At 44.7% G+C, this 14,427-nt stretch carries 19 protein-coding genes; 10 read left to right on the top strand and 9 right to left on the bottom strand.

The window, feature by feature from the left end; genetic code table 11:
* The first annotated feature begins 210 nt into the window (after nucleotides 1-210).
* From NYR53_RS31190 to NYR53_RS31170, 6 genes are all read left to right on the top strand, one after another.
* Complete coding sequence (locus tag NYR53_RS31190) at nucleotides 211-807, top strand: hypothetical protein (protein ID WP_261302913.1); 597 nt, start codon at nucleotides 211-213, stop codon at nucleotides 805-807.
* A 218-nt stretch (nucleotides 808-1,025) separates the two neighbouring features.
* Complete coding sequence (locus tag NYR53_RS31185) at nucleotides 1,026-1,637, top strand: hypothetical protein (protein WP_261302912.1); 612 nt, start codon at nucleotides 1,026-1,028, stop codon at nucleotides 1,635-1,637.
* 203 nt (nucleotides 1,638-1,840) lie between these two features.
* A complete protein-coding gene (locus tag NYR53_RS31180; RefSeq protein WP_261302911.1) occupies nucleotides 1,841-2,131 on the top strand; it encodes a tetratricopeptide repeat protein in 291 nt (96 codons plus the stop codon).
* A 242-nt stretch (nucleotides 2,132-2,373) separates the two neighbouring features.
* Nucleotides 2,374-2,604 carry a hypothetical protein gene (locus NYR53_RS34575; RefSeq protein WP_367618598.1) on the top strand — a complete coding sequence of 77 codons (231 nt, stop codon included), beginning with the start codon at nucleotides 2,374-2,376 and terminating at the stop codon, nucleotides 2,602-2,604.
* Nucleotides 2,605-2,880: 276 nt separating this feature from the next.
* On the top strand, nucleotides 2,881-3,063 hold the full coding sequence (locus NYR53_RS31175; protein WP_261302910.1) for a hypothetical protein: 183 nt from the start codon (nucleotides 2,881-2,883) through the stop codon (nucleotides 3,061-3,063).
* Nucleotides 3,048-3,338, top strand: a complete 291-nt coding sequence (locus tag NYR53_RS31170) for a type II toxin-antitoxin system RelE/ParE family toxin (protein WP_261302909.1) — start codon at nucleotides 3,048-3,050, stop codon at nucleotides 3,336-3,338. The genes NYR53_RS31175 and NYR53_RS31170 overlap by 16 nt, the downstream gene beginning before the upstream one ends.
* Before the next feature lie 322 nt (nucleotides 3,339-3,660).
* Here NYR53_RS31170 and NYR53_RS31165 read toward each other — a convergent pair whose 3' ends face one another.
* From NYR53_RS31165 to NYR53_RS31145, 5 genes are all read right to left on the bottom strand, one after another.
* Entirely contained in the window at nucleotides 3,661-3,819 is a 159-nt protein-coding gene (locus NYR53_RS31165) for a hypothetical protein (protein WP_200984434.1), read from the bottom strand.
* A 55-nt stretch (nucleotides 3,820-3,874) separates the two neighbouring features.
* On the bottom strand, nucleotides 3,875-4,207 hold the full coding sequence (locus NYR53_RS31160; RefSeq protein WP_261302908.1) for a winged helix-turn-helix transcriptional regulator: 333 nt from the start codon (nucleotides 4,205-4,207) through the stop codon (nucleotides 3,875-3,877).
* Between the two features lie 211 nt (nucleotides 4,208-4,418).
* Nucleotides 4,419-5,984, bottom strand: a complete 1,566-nt coding sequence (locus NYR53_RS31155) for a HAMP domain-containing sensor histidine kinase (RefSeq protein ID WP_261302907.1) — start codon at nucleotides 5,982-5,984, stop codon at nucleotides 4,419-4,421.
* Nucleotides 5,981-6,676, bottom strand: a complete 696-nt coding sequence (locus NYR53_RS31150; protein ID WP_261302906.1) for a response regulator transcription factor — start codon at nucleotides 6,674-6,676, stop codon at nucleotides 5,981-5,983. The genes NYR53_RS31155 and NYR53_RS31150 overlap by 4 nt, the downstream gene beginning before the upstream one ends.
* 98 nt (nucleotides 6,677-6,774) lie before the next feature.
* Nucleotides 6,775-7,536 (bottom strand): hypothetical protein, encoded by a 762-nt coding sequence (locus tag NYR53_RS31145; RefSeq protein WP_261302905.1) that lies wholly within the window; start codon nucleotides 7,534-7,536, stop codon nucleotides 6,775-6,777.
* A 196-nt stretch (nucleotides 7,537-7,732) separates the two neighbouring features.
* On the opposite strand from NYR53_RS31145, the gene NYR53_RS31140 reads away from it, so the two are divergent.
* Nucleotides 7,733-8,029: a Rieske (2Fe-2S) protein gene (locus tag NYR53_RS31140; RefSeq protein ID WP_261302904.1), complete on the top strand. Its 297-nt coding sequence runs from the start codon at nucleotides 7,733-7,735 to the stop codon at nucleotides 8,027-8,029.
* A 7-nt stretch (nucleotides 8,030-8,036) separates the two neighbouring features.
* On the opposite strand, the gene NYR53_RS31135 is transcribed toward NYR53_RS31140, so the two are convergent.
* The 3 genes from NYR53_RS31135 to NYR53_RS31125 form a co-directional block, all read right to left on the bottom strand.
* The gene (locus tag NYR53_RS31135) at nucleotides 8,037-8,378 is read right to left on the bottom strand and encodes a YrdB family protein (protein ID WP_261302903.1); all 342 of its coding nucleotides are present in this window, start codon (nucleotides 8,376-8,378) and stop codon (nucleotides 8,037-8,039) included.
* Between the two features lie 138 nt (nucleotides 8,379-8,516).
* Nucleotides 8,517-9,359, bottom strand: a complete 843-nt coding sequence (locus NYR53_RS31130; protein ID WP_261302902.1) for an SDR family oxidoreductase — start codon at nucleotides 9,357-9,359, stop codon at nucleotides 8,517-8,519.
* 109 nt (nucleotides 9,360-9,468) lie between these two features.
* Nucleotides 9,469-9,882 (bottom strand): MarR family winged helix-turn-helix transcriptional regulator, encoded by a 414-nt coding sequence (locus tag NYR53_RS31125; RefSeq protein ID WP_261302901.1) that lies wholly within the window; start codon nucleotides 9,880-9,882, stop codon nucleotides 9,469-9,471.
* 231 nt (nucleotides 9,883-10,113) lie between these two features.
* Here NYR53_RS31125 and NYR53_RS31120 point away from each other — a divergent pair, with 231 nt between their 5' ends.
* Together NYR53_RS31120 and NYR53_RS31115 are read left to right on the top strand one after the other, a co-directional pair.
* Nucleotides 10,114-12,330 carry a sensor histidine kinase gene (locus NYR53_RS31120; protein ID WP_261302900.1) on the top strand — a complete coding sequence of 739 codons (2,217 nt, stop codon included), beginning with the start codon at nucleotides 10,114-10,116 and terminating at the stop codon, nucleotides 12,328-12,330.
* 2 nt (nucleotides 12,331-12,332) lie between these two features.
* Nucleotides 12,333-13,037, top strand: coding sequence for a response regulator transcription factor (locus NYR53_RS31115; RefSeq protein ID WP_261302899.1), 705 nt, complete (start codon nucleotides 12,333-12,335; stop codon nucleotides 13,035-13,037).
* A 213-nt stretch (nucleotides 13,038-13,250) separates the two neighbouring features.
* Here the strand turns inward: NYR53_RS31115 and NYR53_RS31110 are convergent, their stop codons facing one another.
* Nucleotides 13,251-14,207 carry a YncE family protein gene (locus NYR53_RS31110; RefSeq protein ID WP_261302898.1) on the bottom strand — a complete coding sequence of 319 codons (957 nt, stop codon included), beginning with the start codon at nucleotides 14,205-14,207 and terminating at the stop codon, nucleotides 13,251-13,253.
* A 28-nt stretch (nucleotides 14,208-14,235) separates the two neighbouring features.
* Between NYR53_RS31110 and NYR53_RS31105 the strand changes: the two genes are divergently transcribed.
* Nucleotides 14,236-14,361 (top strand): hypothetical protein, encoded by a 126-nt coding sequence (locus NYR53_RS31105; protein WP_261302897.1) that lies wholly within the window; start codon nucleotides 14,236-14,238, stop codon nucleotides 14,359-14,361.
* Nucleotides 14,362-14,427: the final 66 nt, after the last annotated feature.

The raw sequence follows: 14,427 nt of genomic DNA, 5'->3' as shown, positions 1-14,427 counted from the left end.
AACTGAGGGACTGTGACATCATCTAACACCATATTCACGCTTCGGTCCATTCGGCCCTCGGTCCGCCCGAGGCATTTCGGAGAAGATAATTCAGGCGGACACACCCGCACCACCTAACCGCATCGCGGCCGCCACTTTGTGGCTTAAGGTGGTGGGGCGTAGTGAATACAACAACGTTAGCTGAAACCTCTGAAAATATTGAAACACATTTTGCTAGTAATTGAGGTGAGTAGCATTTTTTTAATAAGGTATAAAATCTTTGAAGAAGACATTAAAGAATTAAAAAAATTAAATTATGAAGATATTACAAGAGAGTTCAAGAGTATATATGGTTGGTTTTCAATGGAGATCAACAAGCACTGTTACTTATATTACCCATCAAGTGATAATGAGAAAGAATTGCAGGAAATTCGTGGATTATCAGAAATAATAAGCACTCATTTTTCACATCTTATAGAAGCTTACAAGTGCTTGAAAAAGAGTAATTATGTTGCTGTCAAATACATTGAAAACCCAATAACATGGCTAGAAATATGCAAACAAGACGATCTATTGACCATTAGTGAATTAAGGTTTTTAATGGTTGGAAGAATGAAGGTCATAGAGATTAATAAGGAATTATTAATTGGAGCACGGAAATCTGAAATCATAGATCAAACTATAAACTGGAAACAGTTTGAAGATGAGCTAATAAACAAAACCAAAGAATTTGTAACTGAATTAAAAACAATTAACCCTATACTATTAGAAATACCATACTTCAAAGATATAGTAGAATTTGTAAGAGATTTTAATAAGGAATCTTGATTGTAACTCGAGTTGCCGGAGGCATCAGCTAACACCGTATTCACGCGGCGGGCCTAACGGCCCTTGATCTGCAAGAGGGTTTTCGAGGAAGCGAAATCAGCAGACAACCCTGAACTGGCTAAGTCCATTGGACCCGGTCGCTACGCTCCCTTAAGCCAGTGAGGGTTCGTGAATACAAGAACTTTATCCGAAACCCATTCAAAATAGGAGATAATTAAATGAGAAGAGATCATTTCCCTAGAGAAGTTCACAATTCAGTGGCAATATTTCAAAGACAGTTAGCAGAGAAATTGGAGGTGATTTTCGACCAACACTTAATAAGGACCGAATGGTCAGCTTCAATTAGTAGCGATATTTACTCTCCGCGATTAGATCTCGTAGTTGGTCCTTTCGCCTATGAAGAATCATACATACTTGATTACAATCAATTAATTAGAAATAAAAATGTTTATGATTTTTGTACGAGATTATTAAGTTCACATCTACATAATTTAGGAAGATATTCATATAATATAGTTTCAGATTTAGATGAAAAACTTTTTATGAATTTAAATGCTAGGTGCTTTATATCTATTGAAATAGAAAATGCTGTTACTCAAAAACATTTAATTGGTGGAATTATTAACGCTTCTGCATTAGGCAGGGTAGCTATACTTATACCTTGGAATGAAAGGCAATTCAGAGCGTTTATTAAAACCTTAAATTATTTAAGTTTCTTAAAGAGCGCTGAGAAGAATACCTTCGATACAACAAATATTTTTATTATTACTCGAGAACAGATTGAAAGTATTTTGTCTAGTATCTCAGAGGAGCGAATGGGCATCGGATAACATCATATTCACGCTGCGGCTCCTACGGAGCCTTGGTCTGCAAGAGGAACTTCGGGGAAGCATATTCAGCAGACACACCTGCTCCGACTAACCGCGTCGCGGCCGCCCCTATGGGGCTTAAGTCGGTAAGGCGTCGGGAACACAACAACTTTAGCTGAAATCATTGCAGCATTATATTAGAAGTATTTCCAGGAGGATTAACCATGTCTCTGTATAACCAAGGAGATGATTTATATGCAGAGGGTAAGTACAGGGAAGCGTATGGTTACTTTTTACAATCATATACAATCAATGTAGATGTTACAGATTCGATGAATTATTTAGGATGCTGCGAGTTGACGTTGGGAAATTATGAAGCAGCATTAGATTGGTTTAATAGGCTGAGTAAGTTAGAGCCGACTTGGGAGCGTCCAATTACAAATATAGGGCGCGTATATTTAATGCAAGGAAGATTTACTGAAGCCTATGATCAGTTTAAGAAAGCAATTAAGTAAATAATCAATCAGAAGACACTTTCTATTACCTGGGCGTATATTTCGAACGTGTCAATAACTTAGTCCTGGCAAAAGAAGCATATGAAGAATCTCTAAATTTTAATAGAAACCAAGAAGAAACAATATTAAATTATGGATTAGTACTTTGGAATTTAGATCACCGTAAAGAGGCTTTATTTGAGCTTAATAAGCTTCTTGAACAAAATCCAGATAATGAAGATGCTTTATGGAATATAGGATTGATGAATATTCAAGTAAATAATTATAAAGTATCCTTAGAATATTTGGAAAGATTATTTAACCTTAGGGTATTTGATATTGAGTTGTCTTTTGAACTAAGTAGAATACACTACAAACTTAGAAATTATATTAAGTCATTAAACTGGATAGAAAGAATACTTGAAATAGATCCATTTAATACTAAAGCGTTGAAACTTAAAGAGATACTAAATGACCGATTAAGCAGCTCATAGAAGGCAATGACATCAGCTAACACCGTATTCACGCGGCGGGGGATAAGCCTCCTTGGTCTGCCCGAGGCATTTCGAGGAAGTGAATTCAGGCAGACACCCCTGCACTGGCTAAGTCCATCGGACCCGGCGCTAACGCGCCTTAAGCTTCTCGGGTTCGTGAATACAAGAACGTTAGCTAAAAGGGCGAAGTGATATTTATTAAAACCCTTATTGTGTGGGTGTTTTCGTAGAAGTTAAATTGGAATATATGTTATAATTATTTTTGAGGTGATAATCATGCTTAAAGACGAAGTGAAACAAATAATTGACAATTTACCTGATGATTGCTCACTCGAAGACATTCAGTATACATTATATGTTCGAAAGAAGATCCAACAAGGACTTGATGACTTAGACAAGCGTAACGTTATATCTCATGAAGAAATGGAGAAACGAATGTCTAAATGGCTAAATCAGTAGTATGGACTGAAACTGCAAGTAATGATTTAGAAAGAGCAGTAGAATATATACATCAAGATTCCCCAGGATACGCTCTCTCATTTTTATATGATGCAATGGAAAGAGCTAAAACGTTGAACCTTTTTCCGAATAGAGGGAGAATCGTACCTGAAGTTAACGATCAGGATGTAAGAGAAATATTTATTCACCGATATAGAATGATTTATAGAATTGAAGAAGATCAAGTCGTTATTTTAAGTTTCATACACGGAGCTATGAACTGGAATGGTCAATGAATCACCCACATCAAATGTGGGTATTATTTTTATAGTACGATCCAAAATATTGAATTAGAAGAAATAAAACCAACCAATTTTTGCTAGCAACTCAAGGCCCCATCAGCTATCACCATTTCCCGCAGCGGATCGCAAGCGATCCGTGGTCTGCAAGAGGTATGCCGAGGAAGTGGATTCATCATACACACCTGCATTGGCTAAGTCCAGCGGACCCGGCGCTAACGCGCCTAAAGCCAGTGAATAGGCTGCCCTCCTCTAAAAGTACTAGAAAAAAGACCACCCACTATTACTATTGGTTGGCCTTCTTTGGCATCGTTATAAGTCATTTCTTTATAAGATTCAACTTAAGCGCTTGCTCCTCCGTCAAAATAAACTCTTCCTGAGGCCATATCTCCTCATCTTTATCTCTCCCGAAGAGTCGAAGGATCTCTGACCAGACTCCTTTTTCCATGGCTTCCGAAGCTGAAATCATGATCTTCAAAGTAAACACCTCCTGAGATTAGTTACTTGTAAACCATCATAGCTCAGCGTTTAAACTAATGAGTTAATAGGGGTTCCATATTTTTTTCTTTCATATGTTGCTCTCCCCAGCTGCACATGGCATCCAGAATGGGTTTGAATGACCAACCATAATCGGTTAAGGAATAGACCACTTTCGGCGGTACTTGATCATAACTTGTTCTTTTCACCATTCCGTCTTGTTCCAATTCGCGTAACTGCTGAGTAAGCATCTTCTGGGTAATGTCAGGCATTAACCTCTTTAGCTCGCTTGTTCGTTTGTCGCCTTTGTCCAAATGACACAAGATGACGACCTTCCATTTACCGCCGATCACATCAAGTGTGGCTTCAACTGGAACATTATAGGCCATAGTCGTAAACCTCCTTTTGAAAATAAGGGTACTTTATAGTACCTATATACTTTAAAGGTATCTATACTACTCCGAAGTATGTACTTATCATAAAGATCGAATACAAATATAATAGCACTCAGAACGGAAATGTTAAAGTGCACGGCCATTCACTTTGAAGAAAGCACAAGCGACCAGGAAACGATTCCCTGTTACTTGTGCTTTTTCGTCCTTATGAAACTTTTGGGACGCTAGATTTGTCTGCATGCTTCCCAGGCTCGATATAAAAGGATACGCCATCTTTCTGGTTTGCCGCTCGAACCGTCATGCCGTGATGGTCCATGATTTGTTTCACGATGGCGAGTCCGAGTCCGAATTGACCATCTCCGCCGGAGCGGAAGGGCTCGAAAAGGCTGTCCGCGATAGCTTGATCAAGAAGCGGGCCATCATTACTTATACAAAACTCAGATAAAGAGGGTTGTCCTTGTAACTCATTCTTATTGTCGAATGACTCTGATTTGACCTTGATACGAATGCAGCTTTTGGCATAGCGGAGCTGGTTGTCGAGCATATTTTCCATAGCGATTTTCCATTGCTCCTGATCACCGATGAGTAGGGTATGAGGAGTGAGATCCATCTCCCACTTGATTTCAGGACGCCGATACCGCAGCCGCTCAACCACATCCTCAATAACAGCACTAATCTCAAAAGGCTGAAACGGCTTCTCGCGGGCCGTCAAATAGTTCAACTTATTTAGCAGCAGCAAATCGCGAATCCGTTTCTCCAGCCGCTCGCCCTCTTTCATAATAACGCCAACGCTCTCATTGAGGGTTCCCTTCGGATAGACGCCGTCTTGAATAGATTGCGCATAGCTGCGAATCACCATCACAGGCGTCTTCAGCTCGTGAGACGTATGCTGCAGGAAGAATTGCTGTGCCCGATCCTGGCGCACTAACCGCTGCCGCATGGATTCAATCGCTTTGGCTAGCCGGCCAATTTCATCCTTGCGGCTTGTTGTGATAGGCTCGTGCCAGTCACGTTCGGCCATCCGCCCGACATGGCGCTCCATCTGAACGAGTGGACGTGTGAAATAGCGAGCTATTCCCAGACAGGGGAGCCAGCTAATGACGATAAGACCTACCATCAGCAGCATGAGCCTGCCAAACATCGTCATCACGAGGTCGTTGCGATAATTTCCCCAAGCATACGAGACGATGAAGTTGGGCTTAGCTAGATCACCTTCTTTGCGAATCACATAGAAGATACTCTTGTTCTCAATATTCCGCGTATATTTCTCTACGGGCAGTTGTTGTGCGAAGGCATCTTTCTCCATAGCCTGCACAAATGGCTCGCTAATGGCAGCGCTCGAAGCCCATGTTTGATTGCTGGCCGTACCGCTTATCATGAAATGCTGAATCGCGGGTCCGCTCAATGTCGCTTGCAAAGGCGCCGTTGTCCGTGTCGTCAAAGTCGAATTAGGGAGGAGGTTGTTGGCTTCATTGAGGTCCATTTTCGGTACAACCAAAATGCGCTTGTCCATAGGTATACCCTGTACAACACTAGAAATCGGAAGTTGAATGATTGGCTCCGCGGGGATTGCAAAAGTCGCCGCTTTGCCGCTTTCCACACGAAGACCGCTCTGTGTATCGAGTAAAATATCATATAGCTGCTCAGTGAAAAACCCCTTCAATGTCCAAGGAAGCAGAATGGCGAGCAGTGTGAAAATCAAAAGTGTTAAGGAAGCGAACGCCCCCCATAGCTTGACCGCAAGAGGCCAATTTCCCAGACGCATTCTCATGCTTTCACCATCCTATATCCGTAACCATATACGGTTTCAAGTCGCAATTCCGGCAGTTTACGGCGTAATCTGCGTACCAAATCGTCAACGACACGATCCGTACCGAAGTAATCGATGCCCCAGACAGCGGTTAGCACCTGCTGACGTTCAAGTACCTGTCCATGGTGATTCACTAGGTAAAGCAGCAGCTCGAATTCCTTCGACGTAAGCTCCGGATTCGTTCCATCGGCGTCAGTCACGATGCGGCCTTGCTCATCGATCAAATAGGGGCCAACTGTCAGCTTCACGCGGCGTTCTTGAGCGGCTGTCAAGGATCCGCCAATTCGGTCCCCATAGACGCGTTCAAGCAATTTACGTGTGCGAATCACGAGCTCCCGCGGTAAAAAGGGCTTGGCCAGATAGTCATCACTTCCTAGCTCTAGTCCAATAATCCGATCAATATCTGCATCCCGCGCGGAGATGAAGATAACAGGCTGCATCGGTTGATCCGCCTTGATTTCCCGCATCAATTGATAACCATCCACGCCGGGCAGCATAATATCGAGGACCCACAAGTCCGGCCGCTCCGAGATTGCTTCTCGGGCTAAAGTTCCGTCGGGGAACGATCGCACGTGCCACCCCTCTTTCTCTAAATACGCTGCCAGGACGCCTCTTAAATCCTCTTCATCTTCCACCAGATAGATGTGATACATGTGCATAATCTCCTACTTTCCTGACTACATAGGGAAAAAGTGGAGCCGATCAGCTCAAATGCGATCAGTTCCACTAGATTCAATTAACTAAACCATCTTTATTTCTCAGTTGGTGTTTGAATTTCTGTTTTTAATTTCTTCGTCAACTCGCGAAGATCTTCGGTTTGCTTCACATAATCCTTCAACAATTCAGGCAATAAGCTTTTAATCGCCGCGGCATCATCTGCTTCCACCGCTTCTGTTAATTTCTGCTGTCGTTTGAAAGATTCGGGCAGCTCCGCTTTCATTATATCACCAGCTACTGCACCCTCATATGGGAGTGCTTGGGTAACCAGTTGTTTGATCATGATATCTTTTGTAGGCGGCGTTAATTCACCATCTGAATGGATGGTAACAGAAGGAAGGGCTGGGACGGCAGTAACGGAAGCTGGGAGCCCTTCTAATGGAAGCGCATCGCCTTCAGTCAGGACTTTCTCCTCTGTTTTACCGGTCTCAGCATCTTTCTTAATGATCACTTTTTTGGCAAAAGCAGGCTTTGGAAATTCATTTTCGACCTGTTTGCGATCTTCCAGCGCCTTTTTCCAGTCGGATAAGGTTTCTGGTGCATAGGTACTGGCAAGCATTTTCCAGTAGTTGCGCTCATGCGATGGCTGCATCAGTAAACCTGCACTAGCGGATGATGTACGGAACATCATGACTGGTTTGCTGCCTTCAGGTTGTGAGATTTGGACGGCGGCTTGGATCGATTTCGTTTCTTTGTTCGTGTCTGCTGCGGATGCGTTGACGGCTCCGAATGCGATAGTTGCGATTACGGCTAGCAGGCTAGTTTGAGCTGCGCGTTTTTTCCATTGTGTTTTCATTTTAGAAAACTCCTCTCGGTTATATGTAGCTTGTAGGGAGGTTAGTTTGTCATGTCCCTTACACCCTTACTGTACCGAAAGATTATGGACATCCTATCGTAACATTGTGGGAAATTATGTGTAGAAGCTTGTGGATTGCGATAAACTAGTAAGACAGAGGTAATCAACATTTTGCCATTTTACTAGGAGGATTAGGATGAAGGAAATTGAACTGGGTCCAGAAGAGCGATTCACAGATCTACCCGCAGAAGTTGAGATTGAAAGCCAAAAGTACTGGATTTTGAAAAACGACGAACTGGGTAGCTACCGTTTAGTGTCGCGCAAATGTCCGCATGCTGGGGGTTTGGTAGAAGAGGAAAGCGGGGAATTGGTATGTCCCTTGCATGGTTGGGAATTCGATTCGCATACAGGCGTGTGTCTAAACGTGCCTTCAAAAAGTCTAACCGCGTACACCGTAATTGTAAAAGATGGGCTGCTTGTCGCCCAAATGTGACCGCCATTTATTGCTCCCATAGGAACTTCAGTATGCAATGAAGGATGTAAAAAAGAGCGAAACAAATAGCGAGAGAATGTTTGCCGGTTACATAAAGAGCTATGATGGCAACTGCGAAAATAACGAGTTCGATGATAAATTGAAGAGGCTGAGAGACGGTTATTGATGCTTTCGGTGAAACGAACATGCCCCATAGGATGGCTGCAAGCAGTGGAGTCCCAATGCCCAGAACGCCTTTGAGCAGCCCTCCTTTGCCAACGTGAAATCCCCAATAACAAAGGGAAGCAAGGATGCAAAGCTCCAACAGAAAACGTAAGCCCAAATTGGCGGCTTTCATCATGATCATCATGCAAATAACACTCCCATCCAGTAATAAACTAATTATAATAATATATTAACTAATGATATTAGTTTATGCAATCTTTTTTTGGATTTAAAAAATACCACTGCGGAACGTTTTTACGCTCCGAGGTGGTATTTGATTTTGTTACATATTCAAATGCAGCTTACGTGTGTTGAGCATGCCGTCTAGGCCAGTAGGATCATGACTCACTTTATATTGGACGAAAGCTTCCGCAGCTTCTGAAGTTCGAATGCGCAATGGCTTCGGATCCAGCTCCGTGACTAATTGAACCATCACCTCTGCAACCGATTCAGACGTTTGAGGCACCGAATTCCGCTTTGAGAAGTTGTCCAAATACTGTGTGATAATGGGTTTATATTCATCCTCTAGAATGCCGCCTGTTTTTTGAACGTGAGCGAGGACGGTGCTGTTAAAATTAGTTGCAATCGCTCCGGGCTCAAGCAGCGTGACATCAATATTGAATGTAGGCTTGTAGTAGGTAGCCAAACTTTCTAACAATCCCTCAACAGCAAATTTAGCCGCGCAATAAATCTCATTAAAGGGTTGTCCGACTAGGCCGCCGACACTCGTTGTAGCAATCAGATGCCCAGCATCTGACTTGCGAAGAAGCGGTAGTCCTGCGCGAATCGTATGCATAACCCCATACACATTCGTATCAAAAACGCTATGAATCTCCTCCATAGTCGCTTGCCCCAAGGCTCTCAAAAATCCAAAGCCTGCGTTACAGAACAAAACGTCAAGGTGACCGTGGTTCTTTTCGATAACAGCAAATGCCTGTTCCATGGATTCAGGGCTGGTAACTTCCATTTCGATAAAATGAAGATTAGCCTGATGGCCGTATTGCTCTTGATCACGTTCTACGTTGCGTGTACCAGCGTAAACCGTCCAACCCATCTCAGAAAATTTCAGTGCAGTCGCTAATCCAATGCCCGATGAGGCTCCGGTAATTGCAATAATTTTATTCATTCAAAACACTCCTTATGTGTTTAAGTTTTAAACTGTTTATTAACTAAACAATATAATGATTAAACAAATTAGTCAAGATAAAAATAAAAATCCCAACAGGGCGTTGGGATTATAGCGGCAATTTTTCTAAAAGCTGTTTGAGTGAAGCCAATTCTTCCTTGGAGTAGGGGGTGAATAGCTGTTCGATTTTGTTATTATACGCAGCTAAAATGTTATTGATCAGTTCATTTCCTTTATCCGTCATTTGAACGAGCTGACTTCTGCGACTAGTGGGATGCGGCTTGCGGATGACCAAACCCTGCAATTCCAATTTATCTAACAGCTGAGTGATAGCTCCTCTAGTTAGCCCGAATTCATTGGAGATATCCACAGCGATGCATTCAGGGTGTTTGCGCAGAAACTCCAAGACATACATCATAATCGGTGTAATGTGAAAGTGAGGCAGCACCTGCATCAAATAGGAGGAGATGACATTTTTAATTTCGCGAAATTTGGTCGTAATCAATTCTTGGTCATTTTCCATAAGAAGCCGCCCTTTTTCGTGTTGTTTCTATACATTATAACAAAAAAGTGACCCACAGCAACGGGCTGCGGGTCTAAGTATATTTTAAAGGGGGGTCGAACTTTATTATAGGCCTACTTTATTAAAACTAGATGAATCTCAGATTTCATTTTCATTACATTTTTGCTAATGGTAAAATAGAGTTAATGAACACATCTACGAATAGTGTTGCTGGAGCGGAGGAACCATGTTTTGAAACATTATTCTATGCGATCGCATTTGACCATAACTTTCGCTATTATGGCGATGATTCCGATTCTCATTCTAGGCAGTTTTCAAGTTTCTCAAATTACCCATATTACGCAGGAATCCAATCAGAATCAGCGGCAGACAACTTATCGTCTAGGGGATGCCATCCAAGATTACATGTACTATCATCGAAATGCGGTTGAAACGTTAGCTGCTACAATTTCGGCATCTGATGCTGCTTTCCGAACACGAGAGAGTTTAACGCTGAAGCTGCAATCGCTGCAAGAAAACTTGGCAGGCTTTACGGGCATCTACGTCGTTGATCAAAATGGAATCATTAAAGCGACTCATTCGGCTGCGAATAACTCACTCATCGGCACCGATCTCAAAGAACGAGACTATACCAAACGTGTGCAAACCGCGCAAAAGACCATAATATCCTCCTTATTTCGGGGACCAGAAGGGTTAAATCAGCCGGCAGTCGCGATTGCTGTACCTGTTTATAAGGGAAATAAGCAAGCTGATGGGTTTGTGCTCGCCGTACTTGAACTGGCTCCTATTAAGGAGCTTGTTACCAAATATGATTACGGCAAAGAAGCGTATCCGGTTGTTCTGGATCATGCAGGTAAACCGATTTATCATCCGAACGCAGCGCTGACGGAATCCATGGCGGATTTATCAAAGGAGCCTGCTGCCGAAGATGCCCGGGTCCAGCGACAAGGGGAAGGAACTTATCAATTAAGCACCTCCACGCATAAAGAACTGATTACTTACAAAGTCATCCCTGACATCGATTGGACCGTGTGGGTCAGTAAGTCCAAAACCGCGGTCAATGCTGCTTTCATCGAATCACTCCGCATCACGATATTGCTGTTGGTGTTCACTCTCATTTTGACTGTACTGTTGGGCAGTTTTCTGGCAAAACGGCTGAATGGAACCATTCACGCCTTGGTTGGTTATACGCAGCGTCTTGCGGGAGGCGCATTCGTGGAATTAGATAAAAGGATAGTTCCTCAGGGGGCACCTCTGGAACTGCAACTGCTGGCTGATCATTTCTTCCGGATGGCTGCGCAAATTAAGGAAAATCAAGGAGCGCTGCTGCAGCTCAACAGCGAGCTTGAGAATCGTGTAGAGGAACGGACCCAGCGGCTGCAGGACGAGCATGCGACCTTGAACGCCGTTCTGGAAAGCATGTCCGATGCGGTTGTCCTGATCGACGTGGAGCATAATGTTGTTTATGCTAATCATCGGATGGCCGAAATCTTTGCGATTCCGATGGTTGAGCTCAGGGCTATGAATGAGGCTGCGCTGTTTGAAAGGATTGCTTTCTTGCTGCCCGAGCGACAAGACGAACTCCAGGTGCTTACTGCTGAGCCTAGGGTGCAGGGTGCATTTACGGTGAAATCCGAGCTTGGCAAAGAGCGCTTTATGATGGTTTCGGCGTTTCAAGTGGCTAGAGAAGGGCGGGTTTTTGGCCGCGGCTATGTGTGGCGTGATATGACGAAGGAGCATGAAATCGATGCGCTTAAGAATGATCTGATTTCCCTTGCATCCCATGAATTTAAAACACCAATTACGAGTATCCGCGGCGGTGTTGAGACACTGCTTCGTGTGGATGCTCAGTGGGAAGAGAGCTTTAAACAGGAGCTGCTGGAGGGCATTCATGAGGACATCGGGCGCATTCAGGATCTGATTGATGAGTGGTTAGATATCTCCAAGATCGAGTCGGGAGCTATGCGAATTAATCCGCAGCCGCTCCGGCTGGATGCTGTTGTGGAAAGCGCCAAGAGAAGGCTGCCGCAGCAGGCGAATTATGAGCATACCCAATTCGAGGTGCAGCTGGACGAGGATATTCCTTTGGTCTATGCGGACAAGCTTCGGATGGAGCAAGTTCTCGTGAACTTGTTCACGAACGCGGTTCGATATAATGAGCAGCATCCTATCATTCGAATTACCGCTAAAGCGGATGACCGATATGTTCATTTGGAAGTTCAAGATAATGGCATTGGGATATCGGCAGAGCATGTGGATAAAATATTTGATCGCTTCTACCGAGTCGATGTGTCATCCAGCCGTCAAACAGGCGGAACCGGTCTCGGTCTTGCGATCTGCAAGGGGATCATGCAAGCGCACGGCGGAGAGATCCGCGTATTGAGCAAGCCTGGTGAGGGAAGCACATTTATCCTCTCCATACCGAGGTTTCAAGGGAAGGAGAGCTAGACATGAACAAGAAGAAGATTATGATCGTCGATGATGAGCCTAAAATTGTACGATTCGTTGCAGCGAACCTCAAATCGTTGGATTTCGAAACATTGGCCTGTCAGAGCGGCTCTGAAGCGCTCGACAAAGTTGAGGAATTTGATCCGGATTTGATTTTACTTGATCTGATGATGCCAGGCATGGACGGATTCGACGTTCTCAAAAGGCTGCGCTCCTACTCCAGCGTGCCAGTCATCATGCTGACTGCGCGGAGCAATGGAGCGGATAAAGTGCAAGGACTCAACCTAGGAGCGGACGATTATTTGACGAAGCCGTTCTCGTTAGACGAGCTATTCGCCCGCGTGAACGCCGTGCTTCGCCGGATGGACGGCCGCATGACAACGGCAGTTACAACGAGCGAAATCACGCTCGGCCCCGTGACAGCTAATCTAGCTCAGCGTCGAATATGGCTGGGAGATACGGAGGTTAAGTTTACGGAGACCGAGTATAACTTGTTTGCTTTGCTCTTGCAGCATGCAGGCAAAGTTATGACCCATGAGCAGCTGCTGAGCGAAATCTGGGGGAGTGAATACCGCGATGAAGTTGAATATCTGCGGGTCACGATAGCGAGAATTCGCCAGAAGATCAAGAGCCTTGCAGAGGGGCAGGAAACTGTGGAGATTATTGTAACCTACCCTGGGGTGGGTTATATGGCGAAGCATGGATGATGGAATGAAGATAAGATCCCATAGAAAAGACCCCTTGCCCGTTTTTATCGGGTAAGGGGCTTTTTGGTTTCGGATCACATACCAGTATGAGCTGAGAGGCCGAAATTGGACTTCTTATCACCGAAAAAGTAGCAAAGTGTTGTTGAGAAGTCCGAAAAGGACGTCTCGGAGCGAGAAGGATGCTTGTTAACTTTTTAACCATGAAAAACCACCTTACCGACTCAGCAGCTGCACATCCAGTGGATAATCTGGGATTTCGAAGTCGCGGACTGCGCCAGAGTCCAAGTCAACAACGGTCATGCCGTTCCAACCGGTATCGGCATAAGTAACGCCGCCTGTTAGGTAAGCGTAACGACCGTCTGCGCTACTGGCGACCATTTGGTGCATACGGGCCAAAGGGATGATTTTCTCGGCATGCGCAGCGATGTCGAGCACGGTTAAGTTAGGCTTGCCGGTTGCGCTGCCAGCAGCGCCGATGCCGACGATGAGCAGCTGCTTACCATCAAGTGTGAGAGCAACCCCTTCCTGATGCGTGTTGCCGGTTAGCGGCTTCGTCTCATACTTGCCGCTTACAGGGTCAAGAACGACGAGGCCTCGGCCTTGGTAAGGCAAAAGTAGACGCCCATCGGAACGAACCGCCGCATAATGGGGCTTCTCATAGCCGCCACGACCATAAGGAGCAACGTCAAGGGTGCGAGCTTTGTTACTGGCAAGATCAATAGCCGTCACGGAGTAAGAATCGTGGTCGATGCTGTAAACTTCACGGCCGTCGAGGCTGGTTACGACATCAAACGGTCGGATTCCGACGGTAACACTACCTGTCATGGAGAGTTTCTCCGTGTCCATGATTTCGAGTTGGCTTTTGCTGCGGCCGGGCAAGTAAACACCTACATAGACGAATCGGCCGTCAGGCGACACAGCGATGCCCATGCCACCGGGACGATATTCACCAAACTCAATCTTCCCAATGTCGGCTTGGTAGGGAACAAGGGCTACGCGTCTGCGCAGCTGGGTATCCACAACAGCGACACCTTCCGCTGTTGACACATAGGCGCGATGGTTAGGGCCTTCCGCAATAGCGAAAGGAGATTGACCGACGATGAGTTTCTCGAAACTGCCGGAAGCTGGATTTAAGAAAGAGATATAGTCACTCTTGGAATGTGTAACCATCAGAATGGTTTCGGAAGCATCAGTCTGATTGGTATTTGTTGGTTTTGGACTCACGGCAGGTGTTGTTGAAGGTGCTGACTGTGTAGGGATAGGTGCTGCCGTTGACCCGATGTTGGAACCAACTGCCGCATCGGGACGCGACGCAGCCTATTAATAGAAGAAGCAGCGTGAGCGGAGTCAATGTTGTCAGGAATGAATGGTTTTTACGTAACATGGCAAT

This window comes from Paenibacillus andongensis (genome assembly GCF_025369935.1).
Lineage (GTDB): Bacteria > Bacillota > Bacilli > Paenibacillales > NBRC-103111 > Paenibacillus_E > Paenibacillus_E andongensis.
Note: the sequence above shows the minus strand (reverse complement) of the source record. Positions and strands in the feature narration are given on the sequence as shown.

Coding starts and splice junctions, on each gene's coding strand:
- NYR53_RS31185 (WP_261302912.1), top strand. CDS start 1,026: ATGAGAAGAGATCATTTCCCTAGAGAAGTTCACAATTCAGTGGCAATA.
- NYR53_RS31180 (WP_261302911.1), top strand. CDS start 1,841: ATGTCTCTGTATAACCAAGGAGATGATTTATATGCAGAGGGTAAGTAC.
- NYR53_RS34575 (WP_367618598.1), top strand. CDS start 2,374: ATGAATATTCAAGTAAATAATTATAAAGTATCCTTAGAATATTTGGAA.
- NYR53_RS31175 (WP_261302910.1), top strand. CDS start 2,881: ATGCTTAAAGACGAAGTGAAACAAATAATTGACAATTTACCTGATGAT.
- NYR53_RS31170 (WP_261302909.1), top strand. CDS start 3,048: ATGGCTAAATCAGTAGTATGGACTGAAACTGCAAGTAATGATTTAGAA.
- NYR53_RS31160 (WP_261302908.1), bottom strand. CDS start 4,207: ATGGCCTATAATGTTCCAGTTGAAGCCACACTTGATGTGATCGGCGGT.
- NYR53_RS31155 (WP_261302907.1), bottom strand. CDS start 5,984: ATGAGAATGCGTCTGGGAAATTGGCCTCTTGCGGTCAAGCTATGGGGG.
- NYR53_RS31150 (WP_261302906.1), bottom strand. CDS start 6,676: ATGTATCACATCTATCTGGTGGAAGATGAAGAGGATTTAAGAGGCGTC.
- NYR53_RS31145 (WP_261302905.1), bottom strand. CDS start 7,536: ATGAAAACACAATGGAAAAAACGCGCAGCTCAAACTAGCCTGCTAGCC.
- NYR53_RS31140 (WP_261302904.1), top strand. CDS start 7,733: ATGAAGGAAATTGAACTGGGTCCAGAAGAGCGATTCACAGATCTACCC.
- NYR53_RS31135 (WP_261302903.1), bottom strand. CDS start 8,378: ATGATGATCATGATGAAAGCCGCCAATTTGGGCTTACGTTTTCTGTTG.
- NYR53_RS31130 (WP_261302902.1), bottom strand. CDS start 9,359: ATGAATAAAATTATTGCAATTACCGGAGCCTCATCGGGCATTGGATTA.
- NYR53_RS31125 (WP_261302901.1), bottom strand. CDS start 9,882: ATGGAAAATGACCAAGAATTGATTACGACCAAATTTCGCGAAATTAAA.
- NYR53_RS31115 (WP_261302899.1), top strand. CDS start 12,333: ATGAACAAGAAGAAGATTATGATCGTCGATGATGAGCCTAAAATTGTA.
- NYR53_RS31110 (WP_261302898.1), bottom strand. CDS start 14,207: ATGGTTACACATTCCAAGAGTGACTATATCTCTTTCTTAAATCCAGCT.